We start from the raw sequence: 15,612 nt of genomic DNA, 5'->3' as shown, positions 1-15,612 counted from the left end.
TCCCATGCGTCCACGGTGTGGTCCACCTCCATCCGCATGCTGGGACGGACGTCACGCGGTTCGCCCTGCCGGAATAAATCCCTGCTAGGGGGCCTGGGAGGATGGTGGCGTGCCCTCCGTACTGCCTGACGGCGAACCCGCCCCCGTCGACGGCTCCCTTCCGTCCTCGGCGCTCGCGGGCCTGGGCGCGCGCCCGTTCGGCGTCTACGTGCACGTCCCGTTCTGCGCCACGCGCTGCGGGTACTGCGACTTCAACACCTACACACCGGGGGAACTCGGTTCGTCCGCGTCGCCGGATTCCTGGCTCGAAGGGCTGCGCCGGGAACTGGATCTCGCCGCCCGGGTGCTGGGATCGCCGCCCAAGGTCGACACGGTCTTCGTCGGCGGTGGGACGCCGTCGCTACTGGGCGCCGACGGGCTGGGGGAGGTGCTCGGCGCCGTCCGGTCGACTTTCGGTCTCGCCTCCGGCGCCGAGGTGACGACGGAGTCCAACCCGGAGTCGACCTCGCCGGAGTTCTTCGCCGGCCTGCGCGAGGCCGGGTACAACCGGATCTCGCTGGGGATGCAGTCCGCGGCGCGGCACGTGCTGAAGGTCCTCGACCGCACTCACACCCCGGGACGGGCCGTCGCCGCCGCTCTCGAGGCGCGGGCCGCGGGCATCGAGCACGTCAACCTCGACCTGATCTACGGCACGCCGGGCGAGCGGCACGAGGACTTGGCGGCCTCCCTGGACTCGGTCCTCGCCGCGGGTGTCGACCACGTGTCGGCGTACGCGCTGATCGTCGAGGAGGGCACCGCCCTGGCCCGCCGCATCCGCCGCGGCGACCTGCCCGCCCCGGACGACGACGTGCTGGCCGACCGGTACGAACAGGTCGACGAGACGCTGTCGGCGGCGGGCCTGACCTGGTACGAGGTGTCGAACTGGGCGTCGTCGGACGACGCGAGGTGCAGGCACAACCTGGGCTACTGGCTCGGCGGCGACTGGTGGGGCGCCGGTCCCGGCGCGCACAGCCACGTGGGCGGCGTGCGGTGGTGGAACGTCAAACACCCGGCCCGCTACGCCGACCTGCTCGCCGAGGGCAACTCGCCGGCGGCGGGCCGCGAACGCCTGTCGGCCGACGACCAGCGGGTCGAACGGGTCCTGCTGGAGCTGCGCCTCTCCGACGGCCTGGCTCTGTCCGCCCTGGATGAGGCCGGGCAGGTGGAGGCGGTCGAAGCGGCGAAGGACGGCCTGCTCGACGGTCCGTCGCTGGCCGCGGGCCGGTGTGTGCTCACCTCCCGCGGCAGGCTGCTGGCCGACGCCGTGGTCCGCCGCCTGACCTGACCTCGCCGCCTTGGCAGGGACGGGTCCTGCTATTCCGGGGAGGCGGACAGCCCGCGCATCATCCGGCGGACCATGTCCGCGTACTCGTCGCGCAGCCGCTGCTGGTCGCTCGCCGGGCTTTCGGCCAGCGTGGTTCCCGCCGATCCCAGCATCGAGAAGGTGATCCGAGTGGCCGTGTCGAGCGGCACCGGCTCGATCTGCCCGCTCGCGACCAATGCGGTCAGCAGCTTGTGGATGATCCCGTATGCGTAGGTCTCCTCCGCCCGGTGCCACTCCTGCCACCCCAAGGCCACCGGTGCCTCACGCCACACGATTCGGCTGTAGACCGGGTCCAGGCACTGGTCGAGGAACGCGTCGAGCGCGTCCAGCGCTCCGGTCCACGGGTCCGCCGCGGCTGCCGCGATCTCCGTGACCCGGGCGACGGCGGCGGACTCAAGCTCCTCATGGACGGCTTTGAACAGCGCCCGTTTGTTGCTGAAGTGGTGGTAGACCGCGCCGCGGGTCGCGTCGATGTCGGTGGCGATGTCCTCCAGCGCCGTCGCGGCGAACCCAAAAGTCGCGAAGCGCCTGGTGGCGGCGTCGATGAGGGCGGCCCGAGTCGCTTCGGAGTACTGCTCGCGCCGGCTTTTGGTGGCGGACATGCTGTACAACTTAATGACATACACGATGTATGTGACCAACGCAGGGAAGGTGAACCATGACGGAGACGATGTTCAACCCCTTCGCGCCGGGATTCAACGAGAACCCGTACCCCCACTACGCGGAGCTCCGCGAGGAGACCGCGGTCCACGAGCACCCCCTGGGCTTCTGGTACGTGTCCCGATACGACCTCGTCACCGCCCTGCTCCGCTCGGGCCAGTCGGTCGAGACCCGACACCTCGCCCCGCACCCGGTCCGCGACGAGATGCGCAAGGCCGCTGGCGGGGACGACTGGCGGCTGGGCGGTCTGTCCATGCTCGACCGCGACCCGCCCGACCACACGCGGCTCCGGTCGCTGGTCGCGAAAGTCTTCACGCCGCGCGCGATCAACGCGCTGGCTCCGCGGATCACCGAGTTGGTGGACGCCTCCCTGGACCGCATGGCCGACGCGGGCCGGTGCGACCTCGTCGACGAACTGGCGTTCCCGCTGCCTTTCACCGTCATCGCCGACATGCTCGGCATGCCGCCGACCGACGAGGACCGCCTGCGCGAACTCACCGGAACCCTGGTCCGGTCCCTGGAACCGGTCGGCGACCCCGACCTGGCCCGCCGCATCGGCGAGGCGGACGCCGAGTTCACCCGGCTCACCGCCGAGATGATCGAGTGGAAGCGCGCCAACCCGGCCGACGACCTGCTCACGGCCCTCATCGAGGCCGAACACGAAGGCGACGTCCTCAGCGACGACGAGCTGATCGCCCAGGTGGGGCTGCTCTATGTGGCGGGTCACGAGACCACGGTCAACCTGATCTCCAACGGCGTCGTCGCCCTGCTGTCCAACCCCGACCAGCTCAAGGCGCTGCGCGAGGACCCACCCCTGATCGACAACGCCGTCGAAGAACTCCTGCGCTACGACAGCCCGGTCCAGATGAGCCGACGCATCACCACGGCCGCGGTGGAGATCGGTGGCCGCGAGATCCCGCCGGGCAGCTTCGTCATCGCCAGCCTCGCTTCCGCGAATCACGACCCGGCTTTCTGGGGCGAGGACGCCGCCGACCTGGTCCTGAGCCGCCCCAACGCCCGCCACCACGTCTCCTTCGGCGCGGGCCCCCATCATTGCCTGGGCGCGGCCCTGGCCCGCCTCGAAGGCCGGATCGCCCTCGGCAGGCTGGTCGAACGCTTCTCGAACCTGGCGCTCGACGGACCGGTCGAATGGAACGGCCGCATCAACCTCCGCGGCGCGGCGAAGGTCCCGGTGACAGTCTGACGTCGGCGGAGACGGCTTTCAGGCGCGACCTCCTGCTGGACCGGCCAGGCGGCATCCGGCAGGGGCACGCGCTCTATCTCTTGGGAGCCGGCCTCGGACGCACCGGCATACCGAATGGCGAACCCGCCGATCGGTGGCGTGGTTCATTTCGCCTAGTGACCCGGCGAGCACGGGTTTCGGGCCGTCAGGCGGTGACCGGCGCCGCTCGCCGGGTGATCCACCAGGCGAGCAGGCCCGCCGGGAAGAACATGAGCACGCCGTACACCGCCGCGGGCACTGCCATCTGGGCGTTGTTCAGCAGGGCCGGGCTCAACGCGATCGTGATGGCCAGCGTGCTGTTGTGGATGCCGACCTCGAACGACGACGCGATCGCCTGCCGCTCGCCCACCTTGGCCAGGCGGGGGATGAAGTACCCGAGCGCCAGGCTGATCACGCACAGCAGGACAGCCGCGATGCCGACGTCTCGCAGGTACCCCGCGAGGTTCGCCCGCTCGGCCAGCAGCGCGCCCAGGATCACCAGCACCAGCACCACGATCGACGCGATCTTCACCGGCTTGCGCATCCGCGCGGTGAACTCCGGGAAGCGCCGGTTCACCGCCATACCGATGGCCACCGGGATCAGCACGATCGCGAACACCTGCAGCATCTTCGCCGGCTGAAGCCCGAGCGACGCGTCGCCGTCCAGGAAGCCTGCGATGGCCAGGTTGACCACGATCGGCAGCGTGACCACCGCGAGGACCGAGTTGATCGCCGTCAGCGTGATGTTCAGCGCGACGTCCCCGCCCGCGAGGTGGCTGAAGATGTTCGCCGTCGTCCCGCCCGGGGACGCGGCCAGCAGCATCATGCCGACCGCGAGCACCGGCGACAGGTCGAAAGCCAGCACCAGACCGAGCGCCACGCCCGGCAGCACCAGCACCTGCACCGCGAGCGCCAACAGCGCCGCCTTGGGGAACTTCGCCACCCGGGTGAAGTCGTCGATCGTCAGCGACAGCCCCAGCCCGAACATGATGATCGCGAGCGCGATCGGCAAGAACACCGTGGTCAACACTGACGACGCCATGAGGGCTCCCAGTTACCGTCGGGTAGTGCGAGCATGATTCAGACGAACCGCGCAAACCCGCAAGACCCATGCTCAAAACGTGATAGCCGTACCGATTGACTCCACAGGGTCCAGCGCTCCGTAAACTCTGACCAGAGGGAGGTGCCACGTGGTCAGTTCGGACGAACGCAGGCTCGACGTCCTGCGCGCCATCGTCGCCGACTACGTGCACAACCAGGAGCCCGTCGCGTCCAAGGCGATCGTCGACCGGCACAACCTGGGTGTGTCGAGTGCGACCGTGCGCAACGACATGGCCTCGCTGGAAGAGGACGGTTACATCACCCAGCCGCACACCAGCGCGGGCCGCATCCCCACCGACAAGGGCTACCGCCTCTTCGTCGACCGCCTCAGCGACGTCAAGCCGCTGAGCGCCGCCGAGCGCCGGGCCATCCAGAGCTTCCTCGAGGGCGCGATCGACCTCGACGACGTCATGCGCCGCAGTGTCCGGCTGCTCGCCCAGTTGACCCGCCAGGTCGCGGTCATCCAGTACCCGACGCTCACCACTTCGACCGTGCGCCATGTCGAGTTGGTCAGCATCACCCCCGCGCGAGTGATGGTGGTCCTCATCACCGACACCGGCCGCGTCGACCAGCGCATGGTCGACCTGGGCGATCTCGTCTCCGACGAGTCCGTCGGCCGGCTGCGCACCATCCTCAACTCCACGCTCGCGGGCAAGCGCCTCACCGACGCCGCCGCGAAGGTCGCCGAGCTGCCGGAGTCCGCGCCCAACGACCTTCGCGACCCGCTGACCAGGCTTTCCACCGTGCTGGTCGAGTCCCTGGTGGAGCACCCCGAGGAGCGTCTCGTCCTCGGCGGCACCCCCAACCTGACCCGCAACGCCGCAGACTTCCCGCACTCCCTGCGTCAGGTGCTCGAGGCGCTTGAGGAGCAGGTGGTGGTGCTCAAACTGCTCGCCGCGACCACCGACTCGGGCAAGGTCGTGGTCCGCATCGGCGAGGAGAACGAGGCCGAGGAGATGCGCAGCACCTCCGTGGTTTCCATCGGGTACGGCACTCGTGCGACCCTGCTCGGGGGCATGGGCGTGGTCGGGCCGACCCGCATGGACTACCCCACCAACATCGCCGCCGTTCGCGCGGTGGCGAATTACGTCGGGGACATCCTCGGCCGGTAACGCAAAGCAACGAAGTGATCCCCCGACGTGCTCGGGGCAGGAGGACTGGACAAGGTGGCGAGGGACTACTACGGCGCTCTCGGGGTGCGGCAGGACGCGACCTCGGACGAGATCAAGCGCGCCTACCGCAAGCTGGCGCGCGAGCTGCACCCGGACGTCAACCCGGAGGAGGCCGCGCAGCAGCGCTTCCGTGACGTCACCGCCGCCTATGAGGTCCTGTCGGACCCGCAGAAGCGAAAGATCGTCGACATGGGCGGCGACCCGCTGTCCAACGGCGGCGGTGGCGGCGGCGGCCACGACCCCTTCGGTGGCGGTTTCGGGCTCGGCGACATCATGGACGCCTTCTTCGGCGCCGCGGGCGCCGGTGGCGGACGCGGTCCGCGCAGCCGGGTGCAGCCCGGCTCCGACGCCCTGCTCCGCATCCAGATGACACTCGAGGAGTGCGCCACCGGCGTCAGCCGGGAGATCGCCGTCGAGACGGCCATCCTCTGCGACCTGTGCCGCGGCTCGGGCTGCGCGGCGGGCACCTCGCCCACCACCTGCGACACCTGCGGCGGCCGTGGCGAGGTCCAGTCCGTGCAGCGCTCGTTCCTCGGCCAGGTCGTCACCGCCCGGGCCTGCCCGGTGTGCCGCGGCCTCGGCGAGGTCATCCCCGACCCGTGCCGCCAGTGCGCGGGGGAGGGCCGCGTCCGGGCCCGCCGCAACATCACCGCGAAGATCCCTCCCGGTGTCGCCGACGGCATGCGCGTGCGGCTCTCCGGCCAGGGCGAGGTCGGTCCTGGCGGCGGTCCCGCAGGCGACCTCTATGTCGAGGTCGAGGAGCTTCCCCACGCGACGTTCGAGCGCGCCGGAGCCGACCTGCACTGCACCCTGCGGGTCCCGATGACCACCGCCGCGCTCGGCGCCGTCGTCCCGCTGGAGACCCTTGACGGCCCGCTCGACATCGAGCTGGAACCGGGTACCCAGCCCGACACCGAACTGGTCATGACCGGCCGCGGCCTGCCGCGCCTGCGGTCCACCGGTCGCGTCGACGGCCGCGGCGACCTGCACGTGCACATCGAGGTCGAGGTCCCGACGAAGCTCGACGCCCGCCAGACCGAGCTGCTGCGCGAGCTGGCCGAGCTGCGCGGCGAAGAGGAGCACACGCTCGCCATCGCGAGCGCGCGCCAGGGCGGACTGTTCTCCCGCCTGCGCCAGCGCCACGCGCGATGACACTGGCGCTGTTCCTAGCCGAGGCACTGCCCTCCGGCCCGTCGTTCACCCTCGACGGGCCGGAGGGTCGCCACGCGGCCGCGGTCCGGCGGCTGCGCGCGGGCGAGGCAGTTCTCATCTCCGACGGCAAAGGATCAGTCGCCCACTGCGTCGTCGACGCGGCGGGCAAGGACTCGCTCGACTTGACGATCACCCGGCGCTGGACCGAGCCGCAGCCCGCCCCGCGCGTGATCATCGCCCAGGCGCTCGCGAAGCTCGACCGCGGCGAACTCGCCGTCGAACTCGCGACCGAGGCGGGCGCCGACGCGATCGTCCCCTGGCGCGCTTCCCGCTCCATCACCAAATGGGATGACGGACCGCGCGGCGAGAAAGCGCTCAATCGCTGGCGCTCCACTGCCCGAGAGGCCGCGAAACAAGCGCGACGCGCCTGGATTCCCGAAGTCACCGAGCCTATGTCGGTGCGCGAACTCAGTGCCGTGGCAAAGGAGTCCGCGCTCACTCTCGTATTGGAAGCCGGACGCGCCACCCGAATGGCGGATATCGATCTCCCTTCATCGGGTGATCTTTTGCTGATCGTCGGGCCGGAAGGCGGGATCACCGATGAGGAGATCAACGCCTTTGAGCAGGCAGGTTCCCGAACCGTCCGACTCGGCCCGTCCGTGCTGCGCACTTCCACGGCCGCCGCGGTCGCGCTCGGCGCTATCGGCGTGCTCACGACACGGTGGCGTTGACCCGCGCGAAGGGGCTACCCTTTCTCGTGCAACGCGATCCGAACTTTCGGACGCCCGCATGACTACCGCCGGACACCTCCCCCCTCGGTCCGGCGGAGCCGCGCGAGGCGGTGAGGCGACCCCCAGGCTTCACCGCCCGCGCGGCATCCTCCACCCGCGGCATCCTCCACCCGCGGCCGTCCCATTAATCTGAGCGCATGAATGCGGACTGCCTCTTCTGCAAGATCATCGCCGGTGACATCCCGTCGAAGCTCGTCCACGAATCCGAAACCACCTACGCGTTTCGCGACATCAATCCGCAATCCCGGGTCCACGTGATCGTCGTGCCGCGAACCCACCACGAGGATGCCGCCGCACTCGCCGAGGACGCGCGATTGCTGGCCGACGTGCTGAAAGCGGGCGTCGAGGTGGCCCGGATCGAGGGAATCGACCAGTCCGGATACCGGTTTGTCTTCAACACCGGCGACGATGCCTGCCGCACGGTTTTCCATGCCCACCTGCACGTTCTCGGTGGCGAACAGCTGGCGGGCTTCGGTCGCTGAGCGTGTTTTTCCGGTGCGCCGTGTCGGTGGCTGGGTCTAGCATCGGAGCAGACACCGACCCACAGCGCGTGGCGCAGAAGGCAGGACCGAAAGCAACGTGACCGGCACCGATCCCCGACCTTCCGACGCGCCAACGCCACAGCACGACGCCCAGTCGCGGTTCTCCATCCCCGATGGTGCCGTCCTCGCCCTGCTCGGGTCGCGAGACGAGAACCTCCGCCTCGCGGAGGAACTGCTCGATGCCGACGTCCACGTCCGCGGCAACGAGATCACGCTGACCGGCGCCCCCGCCGATGTGGCCTTCGCCGAGCGGGTGTTCACCGAACTCGCCACGCTCGCGACCCGCGGGCAGCAGGTCGGTCCGGACACGGTCCGCCGCACCGTCGCCATGCTGTCCGGCGACTCGGGCGAGTCGCCCGCCGACGTGTTGAGCCTCGACATCCTGTCCCGGCGAGGCCGCACCATCCGCCCCAAAACGCTCAACCAGAAGCGCTACGTCGACTCGATCGACGCCAACACCGTCGTGTTCGGCATCGGCCCGGCGGGCACCGGCAAGACGTACCTGGCGATGGCCAAGGCCGTGCAGGCGCTGCAGGCCAAGCAGGTCAGCCGGATCATCCTCACTCGCCCGGCGGTCGAGGCGGGGGAGCGGCTCGGGTTCCTGCCCGGCACGCTGTTCGACAAGATCGACCCATACCTGCGCCCGCTCTACGACGCGCTGCACGACATGATCGAGCCGGAGTCGATCCCGCGCCTGATGCAGGCGGGCACCATCGAGGTGGCCCCCCTCGCCTACATGCGTGGCCGCACGTTGAATGACGCGTTCATCATCCTCGACGAGGCGCAGAACACCACGCCCGAGCAGATGAAGATGTTCCTGACCCGGCTGGGCTTCGGCTCCAAGATCGTGGTCACCGGCGACATCACCCAGATCGACCTCCCCGGCGGGCAGCGCAGCGGCCTCAAGGTCGTCAAGGAGATCCTCGACGACGTCGAGGACGTCCACTTCGCCCTGCTCACCAGTTCCGACGTGGTCCGCCACAAGCTCGTCGGCGACATCGTCGACGCCTACGAGCGCTGGCAGGTCGTGCAGGACGAAGCCGAGGAAACCCACCGCGGACCGGTCCGTGCGGGTGGCCGCAGGCAGGGCCGCTGAGCCGACCAGGGACAATGAGCCCGTGAGTATCGAGATCGCCAATGAGTCAGGGGTGGCGGTCGACGAGGCGTCCATCGTCGCGGCGGCCCGCTTCGCCCTGGACCGGATGAACGTCAGCAAGCTGGCGGAGCTGTCCGTGCTGCTCGTGGAGCTGGACGTGATGTCCGACCTGCACGAGCGCTGGATGGATCTGCCCGGCCCGACCGACGTCATGGCGTTCCCAATGGACGAGTTGGAGAACGCCCGGCGGCCCGACGCGCCCGAGGCGGGTCCGGCGCTGCTCGGGGACATCGTGCTGTGCCCGGCCTTCGCCAAGGAGCAGGCGCGCAAGGCAGGCCACAGCCTGATCGACGAGCTACACCTGCTGACCGTGCACGGCGTGCTCCACCTGCTGGGCTACGACCATGCGGAGCCCGCGGAGGAGCGTGAGATGTTCACGCTGCAGAAGCGCATCCTCGCTGACTTCCGCACGGCCGCCGCCGAGGCCAAGCGCCGCGCGGCGCAGCGGGTCGAGGACGACAAGCTGCTCGGCGCGGTCGGACTCAGCGAGTCGGACAAGACCGGGGAACACTGAACAGCGTGTCAGCCGACTCGGCCGGTCTCCTGGTCATCGCCGTCCTGCTGATCTTGGCAGCGGGTTGTTTCGCCGCCGCGGACGCGGCGCTGTCGGCCGCCTCCAAAGCCCGGGTCGAGGGCCTTCTCCGGATGGGCAGGCGGGGTGCGAGGCAGCTCCTCGCCGTGGTCAACGACCGGCCGCGGCACATCAACCTGTTGCTCCTGCTCCGGCTGAGCTGTGAACTGGCGGCGACCGTACTGGTGGCCGTGATCTGCCTCCGGTCGATCAGCCCGGGCTGGCTCGCCGGGTTCGTCGCCGCGGTCGGGATGATCGTCGCGTCCTACGTCCTTGTCGGTGTCGGACCGCGCACCATCGGCCGTCAGCACCCGTACGGAGTGGGTCTGGTCGCCGCGGGGCCGGTAAGGGCTCTAGGGACTGTCCTCGGGCCGTTATCCCGGCTGTTGATCCTTATCGGTAACGCGATCACCCCCGGTAAGGGTTTCCGCGAGGGCCCGTTCTCCTCCGAGGTCGAACTGCGCGAGCTGGTCGACCTGGCCGAGGAGCGCGGCGTCGTCGACGCCGACGAGCGCGAGATGATCCACTCGGTGTTCGAGCTACGCGGCACGATCGCCCGCGAGGTCATGGTGCCCCGCACCGAGATGGTGTGGATCGAGCAGACCAAGTCCGTCCGGCAGGCCCTCGCGCTGTCCCTGCGCACCGGCTACACCCGGCTGCCGGTGATCGGCGAGACCGTCGACGACATCGTCGGCGTGGTCAACCTCAAAGACCTCGTCCGCGCGTCGATGGAGTCCGCGGCCGAACTGCAGAAGACCGCCGACGTGATGAGCGTGGCCGCGTTCGTGCCCGACACCAAGCCCGTCGACGACCTGCTTCGCGAAATGCAGAAATCCAAGAACCACCTGGCGATCGCGGTCGACGAATACGGCGGCACCGCTGGGCTGCTGACTATCGAGGACATCCTGGAGGAGATCGTCGGCGAGATCACCGACGAGTCCGACACCGACGACCGCCCGCCGGTAGAGCACCTCGACGACGGCGCCTTCCGGGTCAGCTCAAGGCTCGCCGTCGAGGATCTCGGCGACCTGTTCGGACTCGAACTCGACGGTCAGGACGTGGAGACCGTCGGCGGGTTGCTCGCCCAGCGACTGGGACGTGTGCCACTGCCCGGTGCCGAGGCGGAGATCGCCGGGCTACGGTTCCGGGCCGAGGGCGGTAAGGACGCGCGTGGCCGAATGCGGATCACCTCGGTGGTCGTGCGGCGCGCGGAGTCCGACGCCGAAGCGGAAGAGGAGAGGAGCCCCGAGCGTGGCTGAGCTGGACCCTGAGGACGCCAAGATCGTGACCCTGGCACGGTCGAGCAGGGCCCGGACCGGCGCCGCCGAGGGCGCCGCCGTCCGCGACACCGACGGCCGGACCTACGCCGCCGCGACCGTCGCCCTGCCGTCACTCAAGCTGACCGCGTTGCAGGCCGCCGTGGCCGCCGCCGTGTCCAGTGGCGCCGAGGGCCTCGAAGCCGCCGCCGTCGTCACCGAATCGGGTGACATCGACCCCGATTCGCTCGCCGCCGTGCGCGACCTCAACGCCGAGGCTCCCGTCTTCCGCGCGGACCCGTCCGGCGCCGTCGCGCAGTGAGCAAGCTGCGCATCACGGTCTGCCGCGACTGCTGCTGCGGGACGGTCAAGAAGCACCCCACGGTCGACCACGGCTACCAGTTGGCCCGGCTGCGCGTCGTCGCCGCCGAGGTCGGCGCCACGGTCCGGGTCGCCGAGTGCCTCGACACCTGCGAGACGTCCAATGTGGTCGTCGTGCAGGCGAAGGGCGGCAAACCGGTGTGGCTGGGCTTCGTGCTCAGCGACGAGGCCGTCGACGACATCGAGGAGTGGCTGAAGGCGGGCGGACCTGGGGTGGCGCCGCTGTCGGACACCCTTGAGCTGCACCGAATCACACCGCCCGGGCAGCGGAAGGCACAATAACTCGGTGACCAGCAGCACCGAAGGGCATCGATCCGGTTTCGCCTGTTTCGTCGGCAGACCCAACGCGGGCAAGTCCACGCTCACCAACGCCCTCGTCGGCAGCAAGGTCGCGATCACCTCCAGCAAGCCGCAGACGACCCGGCACGCCATCCGCGGCATCGTCCACCGTGACGACGCCCAGCTCGTCCTCGTCGACACCCCGGGCCTGCACCGGCCGCGCACGCTGCTCGGCCAGCGGCTCAACGACATCGTCCGCGAGACGTGGTCCGAAGTGGACGTCGTGGGGTTCTGTGTGCCCGCCGACCAGAAGGTCGGACCGGGCGACAAGTTCATCGCGGCGGAGCTGGCCAAGGTCGCCAAGCGGACCCCCATCATCGGCGTGATCACCAAGACCGACCTCGTGTCCCCGGACCAGGTCGTCGAGCAGCTGATCGCGCTGCAGGACGTGATGGAGTTCGCCGAGCTGATCCCCGTCTCGGCGGTCGACGGCTTCCAGGTGCAGACGCTCACCGACCTCCTGGTCGCGCGGCTGCCGGAGGGCCCGCAGCTCTACCCGGGCGGCGAGCTGACCGACGAGCCGGAGGCGACCCTTGTCGCCGAACTGATTCGCGAAGCGGCGCTTGAGGGCGTGCGCGACGAGCTGCCGCACTCCATCGCGGTGACGGTCGACGAGATGATTCCGCGCGAAGGCCGCGACGACATGCTCGACATCCACGCGCTGCTCTACGTGGAACGGCCCAGCCAGAAGGGCATCATCCTGGGCCACCGGGGTGAGCGGCTCAAGGCGGTCGGCTCGACCGCGCGCAAGCACATCGAGGCCCTGCTCGGCATGCGGGTGTACCTCGACCTCCACGTCAAGGTCGCCAAGGACTGGCAGCGCGACCCGAAGCAGCTTCGCCGCCTGGGGTTCTGAGTTGGCCGCAGCACACCGCGCGGACCTCGAACGGGTCGAGATCGGCGAGCTGGGCGAGGTCACGCTGGCGACGGTCGCCGGGCGGTTTGCCGCCCGGCTGATCGACACCGTCGCCGTCGCGGCTCCCGCGGCCATCGCGGCGGCGCTGATCTGGCCGGGGAACGGACTGCTCGCCGTGCTCCTGATCGCCGCTGTCGGGATCGTCTACGACACCGCGCTGGTGGCGGCGCGCGGATCGACCCCGGGCAAGGCGCTGCTGCGGCTCAGCGTCGTCGACGCCGAGACCGGCGGCGATCCCGGTGCGGTGGCGGCGGGAGTGCGGGCGTTGTGTCACTGGACGCTGCCGGGCGCCGGCGCGACCGTGGCCTACGGGCTGGTGGCGTTCGTCCTCCCCGACGCCATCGCGGGCGCGGCCGCGCTCGTCGCTGGGCTGCTGGCGGTGCTGAGTCCGCTGTTCGACGAGGGGCGCAGGCGCGGCCTGGCAGACCGGGCGGCGGGCACCGTGGTCATGCTGCACCCACGGATCTGACCCGTGTTCGTCCGGTGGGCGGCACTCGGCGCGGGGGTGGCCGCGGGGTGCGCGTACGTGCTCGCCACCGACCCGACCACGCCTGGTGGGTTGGTCTGCCCGTCGAAGTGGCTCGGTCTGTGCTGCCCCGGCTGCGGTGGTCTGCGGATGGCTTACAGCCTGCTCCACGGCAGGGTTCTCGACGCCGTCCACTACAACGCGGTGACGCTGCTGGTGTTGCCGCTGTTCGCCTGGGCGGCGGTCCAGTGGGCCCGGGGAAGGCCGGTGACCTGGCCGCGCTGGGGCCTCCCGGTGCTGATGAGCGTGCTCGCGGCCTGGTTCGTGGCGCGGAACCTGCCGTTCGAACCGTTCAGTCGGTGGTACGTTTGACATCCTCCCCCGGCTCAAGCAGGGGGATTTCAACAGCGACTACCGTACGAGAGGTGGTCGTCGTGTTGAGGTTCACGGTTCGCAGGCCCGCCCAGCGGCGGGCCTCCCCGAGCAGCCACGGCATGCCCTGCCGCGAATCGAATATTGCGTGCCGCGTTCACGTCGGCGTTGCAGGCGAATCCGCAGGCCCGGCAGCGGAAGGCGGCTTGGCTCTCGCGCGCCTCCCGATCCACGATCCCGCACACCGAGCAACGCTGACTGGTGAACCGCGGGTCGACCTTCACTACCCGGCCAGGAGCCTTCTGTTCCAACCGGGTCACCAACTGCCCCCACCCGTTGGCCAGGTTGCCCCGGTTCAGGCCCGCCTTCTGCCGCACACCCCGACCCGGCGCCTCCCGCGTGCCCTTCGCCGACCGGGTCATGTTGGCGATCTTGAGGTCTTCGACCGCGATTACGTCGAAGTCGCGGGCCAGGAGGGTGCTTGTCTTCTCCACCCAGTTCATCCGCCGGTCGCTTTCGCGGGCCTTGAGCCTCGCGATCGCGATCTTGACTTTGCCACGCCGGGTGGAACCGCGTTGTGCCCGGGCGAGCTTGCGTTGCAACCGCAGCAACCGGGCCTTTTCGGTTCCCAGCAACGTGGGCACCGACAGCAGTTCCCCGGTGGACAGCGCCGCCGAGACCGCGACACCGCGATCCACACCCACAGCCGCACCCGTGCCCGGTCCGGCGATGGGCTCGGGCACGACCGCGAACGCCACATGCCAGCGGCCGGCCCGGTCACGGGTGATGCGGTAGGACTTCACACCGTTGGTAACCGCACGGGACCATCGGAAGCGCACCCACCCGATTTTGGGCACCTTCACTTCGCCCACGTTGCGAGACACTCGGCGCACATCGTCGGGGCTGATCGCGACGATCCGGAAGCCCTCGCTCTGTCCGCGTTTTCGCCACGTGGGCCGTCGGTGGGTCCGACGGAAGAAGTTGGCCCTCGCCTGGGCGAAGTCCTTCAATGCCTGCTGCTGCACGATCACCGAACCGGCCGCCAGCCACGGGTTCGCCGCCCGCGCCTGGGTCAATTGGCGGCATTGCTCGTTGTACCCCGGCGCGGCCTTCCTGCCCGGCCGCCAGTGGGCGTGCTGCTCCACCGCGAGGTTCCACACGAACCGGGCATGCCCGCAATGGTCCACCAACAGCCGCTCCTGCGCGGGGGTCGGCTGAAGACGGTACCGGGACATGCCGATCAAGCTAGCGATCATCACCGACAGAACCAGGAGACTCTGTTGAAGCCGGAAAGGCCACGACGCGCACGGGCCTTGGCGGCCGTCCCGCTCCCGATTCATTACCGGCGTGAACGCCGTGGAATCCTCGGGAGATCCCGGTGAGCCTGTATCGCGACACCGGCGTGGTGCTGCGCGTGCAGAAACTCGGTGAAGCCGACCGGATCATCACGCTCATCACGCAGAAGCACGGCAAGGTCCGCGCCGTGGCCAAGGGCGTGCGTCGCACGACCTCGCGGCTCGGCGCCCGGGTCGAGCCGTTCGCGCACGTCGACGTCCAGTTCTACACGGGACGGACCCTCGACGTGATCACCCAGGTCCAGACCCTCGACGCGTTCGGCGCGGGCATCGTCGACGATTACCAGCGCTACACCGCGGCGTGTGTCGTCCTGGAGACCGCCGACCGGATGTCGGCGGAGGAAGGCGAACCCGTCTTCCGGCTCTACCTGCTGGTCGCCGGGGCGCTGCGCGCGCTGGCCGACGGCCAACGCGACGCCTCGCTCGTCCTGGACGCATTCCTGTTGCGTGCCATGGCTTTCGCCGGCTGGTCTCCGGCGATCACAGAGTGCGCCCGCTGCGGCGACCCCGGTCCGCACCGGGCGTTCAGCGTGCACGCGGGCGGGTCGGTGTGCCCGAAGTGCAAGCCCCCCGGGTCGGCGAGTCCGCCGTTCGAGGTGCTGTCTCTCATGGACGCGTTGGCCACAGGCGTCTGGGACATCGCCGAACGGTCCACGGAGTCGTCGCGACGCGAGGCCAGCGGCCTGGTCGCGGCTTTGCTGCAGTGGCACCTCGAACGGCAGCTCCGGTCGCTTCCCCTGGTCGAACGCCGCCGCGTCGAGGAACGCACGCCGGTTCGCGAATCGCCGTAGCGGTAC

Annotated in this window: 18 protein-coding genes; 15 read left to right on the top strand and 3 right to left on the bottom strand. The window is 69.8% G+C overall.

From position 1 onward, the window contains the following. Window positions 1-109 precede the first annotated feature (109 nt). Window positions 110-1,324, top strand: a complete 1,215-nt coding sequence (gene hemW, locus GPZ80_RS20990; RefSeq protein ID WP_187222609.1) for a radical SAM family heme chaperone HemW — start codon at window positions 110-112, stop codon at window positions 1,322-1,324. A 29-nt stretch (window positions 1,325-1,353) separates the two neighbouring features. Here hemW and GPZ80_RS20985 read toward each other — a convergent pair whose 3' ends face one another. After that, on the bottom strand, window positions 1,354-1,965 hold the full coding sequence (locus tag GPZ80_RS20985; RefSeq protein ID WP_187222607.1) for a TetR/AcrR family transcriptional regulator: 612 nt from the start codon (window positions 1,963-1,965) through the stop codon (window positions 1,354-1,356). A gap of 56 nt (window positions 1,966-2,021) precedes the next feature. Here GPZ80_RS20985 and GPZ80_RS20980 point away from each other — a divergent pair, with 56 nt between their 5' ends. Then, a complete protein-coding gene (locus GPZ80_RS20980; RefSeq protein ID WP_187222605.1) occupies window positions 2,022-3,227 on the top strand; it encodes a cytochrome P450 in 1,206 nt (401 codons plus the stop codon). 184 nt (window positions 3,228-3,411) lie between these two features. On the opposite strand, the gene GPZ80_RS20975 is transcribed toward GPZ80_RS20980, so the two are convergent. Continuing rightward, on the bottom strand, window positions 3,412-4,287 hold the full coding sequence (locus tag GPZ80_RS20975) for a bile acid:sodium symporter family protein (RefSeq protein ID WP_187222603.1): 876 nt from the start codon (window positions 4,285-4,287) through the stop codon (window positions 3,412-3,414). A 148-nt stretch (window positions 4,288-4,435) separates the two neighbouring features. On the opposite strand from GPZ80_RS20975, the gene hrcA reads away from it, so the two are divergent. From hrcA to GPZ80_RS20915, 12 genes are all read left to right on the top strand, one after another. Continuing rightward, a complete protein-coding gene (gene hrcA, locus GPZ80_RS20970; RefSeq protein WP_187222601.1) occupies window positions 4,436-5,458 on the top strand; it encodes a heat-inducible transcriptional repressor HrcA in 1,023 nt (340 codons plus the stop codon). 54 nt (window positions 5,459-5,512) lie between these two features. Next, window positions 5,513-6,670: a molecular chaperone DnaJ gene (gene dnaJ / locus GPZ80_RS20965; protein ID WP_187222599.1), complete on the top strand. Its 1,158-nt coding sequence runs from the start codon at window positions 5,513-5,515 to the stop codon at window positions 6,668-6,670. Next, the gene (locus GPZ80_RS20960; protein ID WP_187222597.1) at window positions 6,667-7,401 is read left to right on the top strand and encodes a 16S rRNA (uracil(1498)-N(3))-methyltransferase; all 735 of its coding nucleotides are present in this window, start codon (window positions 6,667-6,669) and stop codon (window positions 7,399-7,401) included. Before dnaJ ends, GPZ80_RS20960 begins: the two co-directional genes overlap by 4 nt. 197 nt (window positions 7,402-7,598) lie before the next feature. Beyond that, complete coding sequence (locus GPZ80_RS20955) at window positions 7,599-7,943, top strand: HIT domain-containing protein (RefSeq protein WP_187222595.1); 345 nt, start codon at window positions 7,599-7,601, stop codon at window positions 7,941-7,943. Window positions 7,944-8,040: 97 nt separating this feature from the next. Beyond that, window positions 8,041-9,099: a PhoH family protein gene (locus tag GPZ80_RS20950; protein ID WP_187222593.1), complete on the top strand. Its 1,059-nt coding sequence runs from the start codon at window positions 8,041-8,043 to the stop codon at window positions 9,097-9,099. Between the two features lie 22 nt (window positions 9,100-9,121). Next, window positions 9,122-9,673, top strand: a complete 552-nt coding sequence (gene ybeY, locus GPZ80_RS20945; protein WP_187222591.1) for an rRNA maturation RNase YbeY — start codon at window positions 9,122-9,124, stop codon at window positions 9,671-9,673. A 5-nt stretch (window positions 9,674-9,678) separates the two neighbouring features. Further along, window positions 9,679-10,989: a hemolysin family protein gene (locus GPZ80_RS20940; RefSeq protein WP_187222589.1), complete on the top strand. Its 1,311-nt coding sequence runs from the start codon at window positions 9,679-9,681 to the stop codon at window positions 10,987-10,989. Beyond that, window positions 10,982-11,308, top strand: coding sequence for a cytidine deaminase-like protein (locus GPZ80_RS20935; RefSeq protein WP_187222586.1), 327 nt, complete (start codon window positions 10,982-10,984; stop codon window positions 11,306-11,308). Before GPZ80_RS20940 ends, GPZ80_RS20935 begins: the two co-directional genes overlap by 8 nt. Further along, a complete protein-coding gene (locus tag GPZ80_RS20930) occupies window positions 11,305-11,649 on the top strand; it encodes a (2Fe-2S) ferredoxin domain-containing protein (protein ID WP_312880477.1) in 345 nt (114 codons plus the stop codon). The genes GPZ80_RS20935 and GPZ80_RS20930 overlap by 4 nt, the downstream gene beginning before the upstream one ends. Window positions 11,650-11,653: 4 nt before the next feature. Further along, the gene (gene era / locus GPZ80_RS20925; RefSeq protein ID WP_187222584.1) at window positions 11,654-12,562 is read left to right on the top strand and encodes a GTPase Era; all 909 of its coding nucleotides are present in this window, start codon (window positions 11,654-11,656) and stop codon (window positions 12,560-12,562) included. Window position 12,563: 1 nt separating this feature from the next. Beyond that, complete coding sequence (locus tag GPZ80_RS20920; protein WP_187222582.1) at window positions 12,564-13,091, top strand: RDD family protein; 528 nt, start codon at window positions 12,564-12,566, stop codon at window positions 13,089-13,091. Between the two features lie 3 nt (window positions 13,092-13,094). Next, window positions 13,095-13,460, top strand: a complete 366-nt coding sequence (locus GPZ80_RS20915) for a DUF2752 domain-containing protein (RefSeq protein WP_312880476.1) — start codon at window positions 13,095-13,097, stop codon at window positions 13,458-13,460. Between the two features lie 29 nt (window positions 13,461-13,489). Here GPZ80_RS20915 and GPZ80_RS20910 read toward each other — a convergent pair whose 3' ends face one another. Continuing rightward, window positions 13,490-14,695 carry an RNA-guided endonuclease InsQ/TnpB family protein gene (locus tag GPZ80_RS20910; protein ID WP_187222581.1) on the bottom strand — a complete coding sequence of 402 codons (1,206 nt, stop codon included), beginning with the start codon at window positions 14,693-14,695 and terminating at the stop codon, window positions 13,490-13,492. Window positions 14,696-14,838: 143 nt separating this feature from the next. Here GPZ80_RS20910 and recO point away from each other — a divergent pair, with 143 nt between their 5' ends. Further along, window positions 14,839-15,606: a DNA repair protein RecO gene (gene recO, locus GPZ80_RS20905; protein ID WP_187222579.1), complete on the top strand. Its 768-nt coding sequence runs from the start codon at window positions 14,839-14,841 to the stop codon at window positions 15,604-15,606. Window positions 15,607-15,612: the final 6 nt, after the last annotated feature.

Origin of the sequence: Actinokineospora xionganensis (assembly GCF_014323725.1) — a bacterium.
Taxonomy (GTDB): domain Bacteria; phylum Actinomycetota; class Actinomycetes; order Mycobacteriales; family Pseudonocardiaceae; genus Actinokineospora; species Actinokineospora xionganensis.
This window is presented reverse-complemented; position numbering and strand designations above follow the sequence as displayed.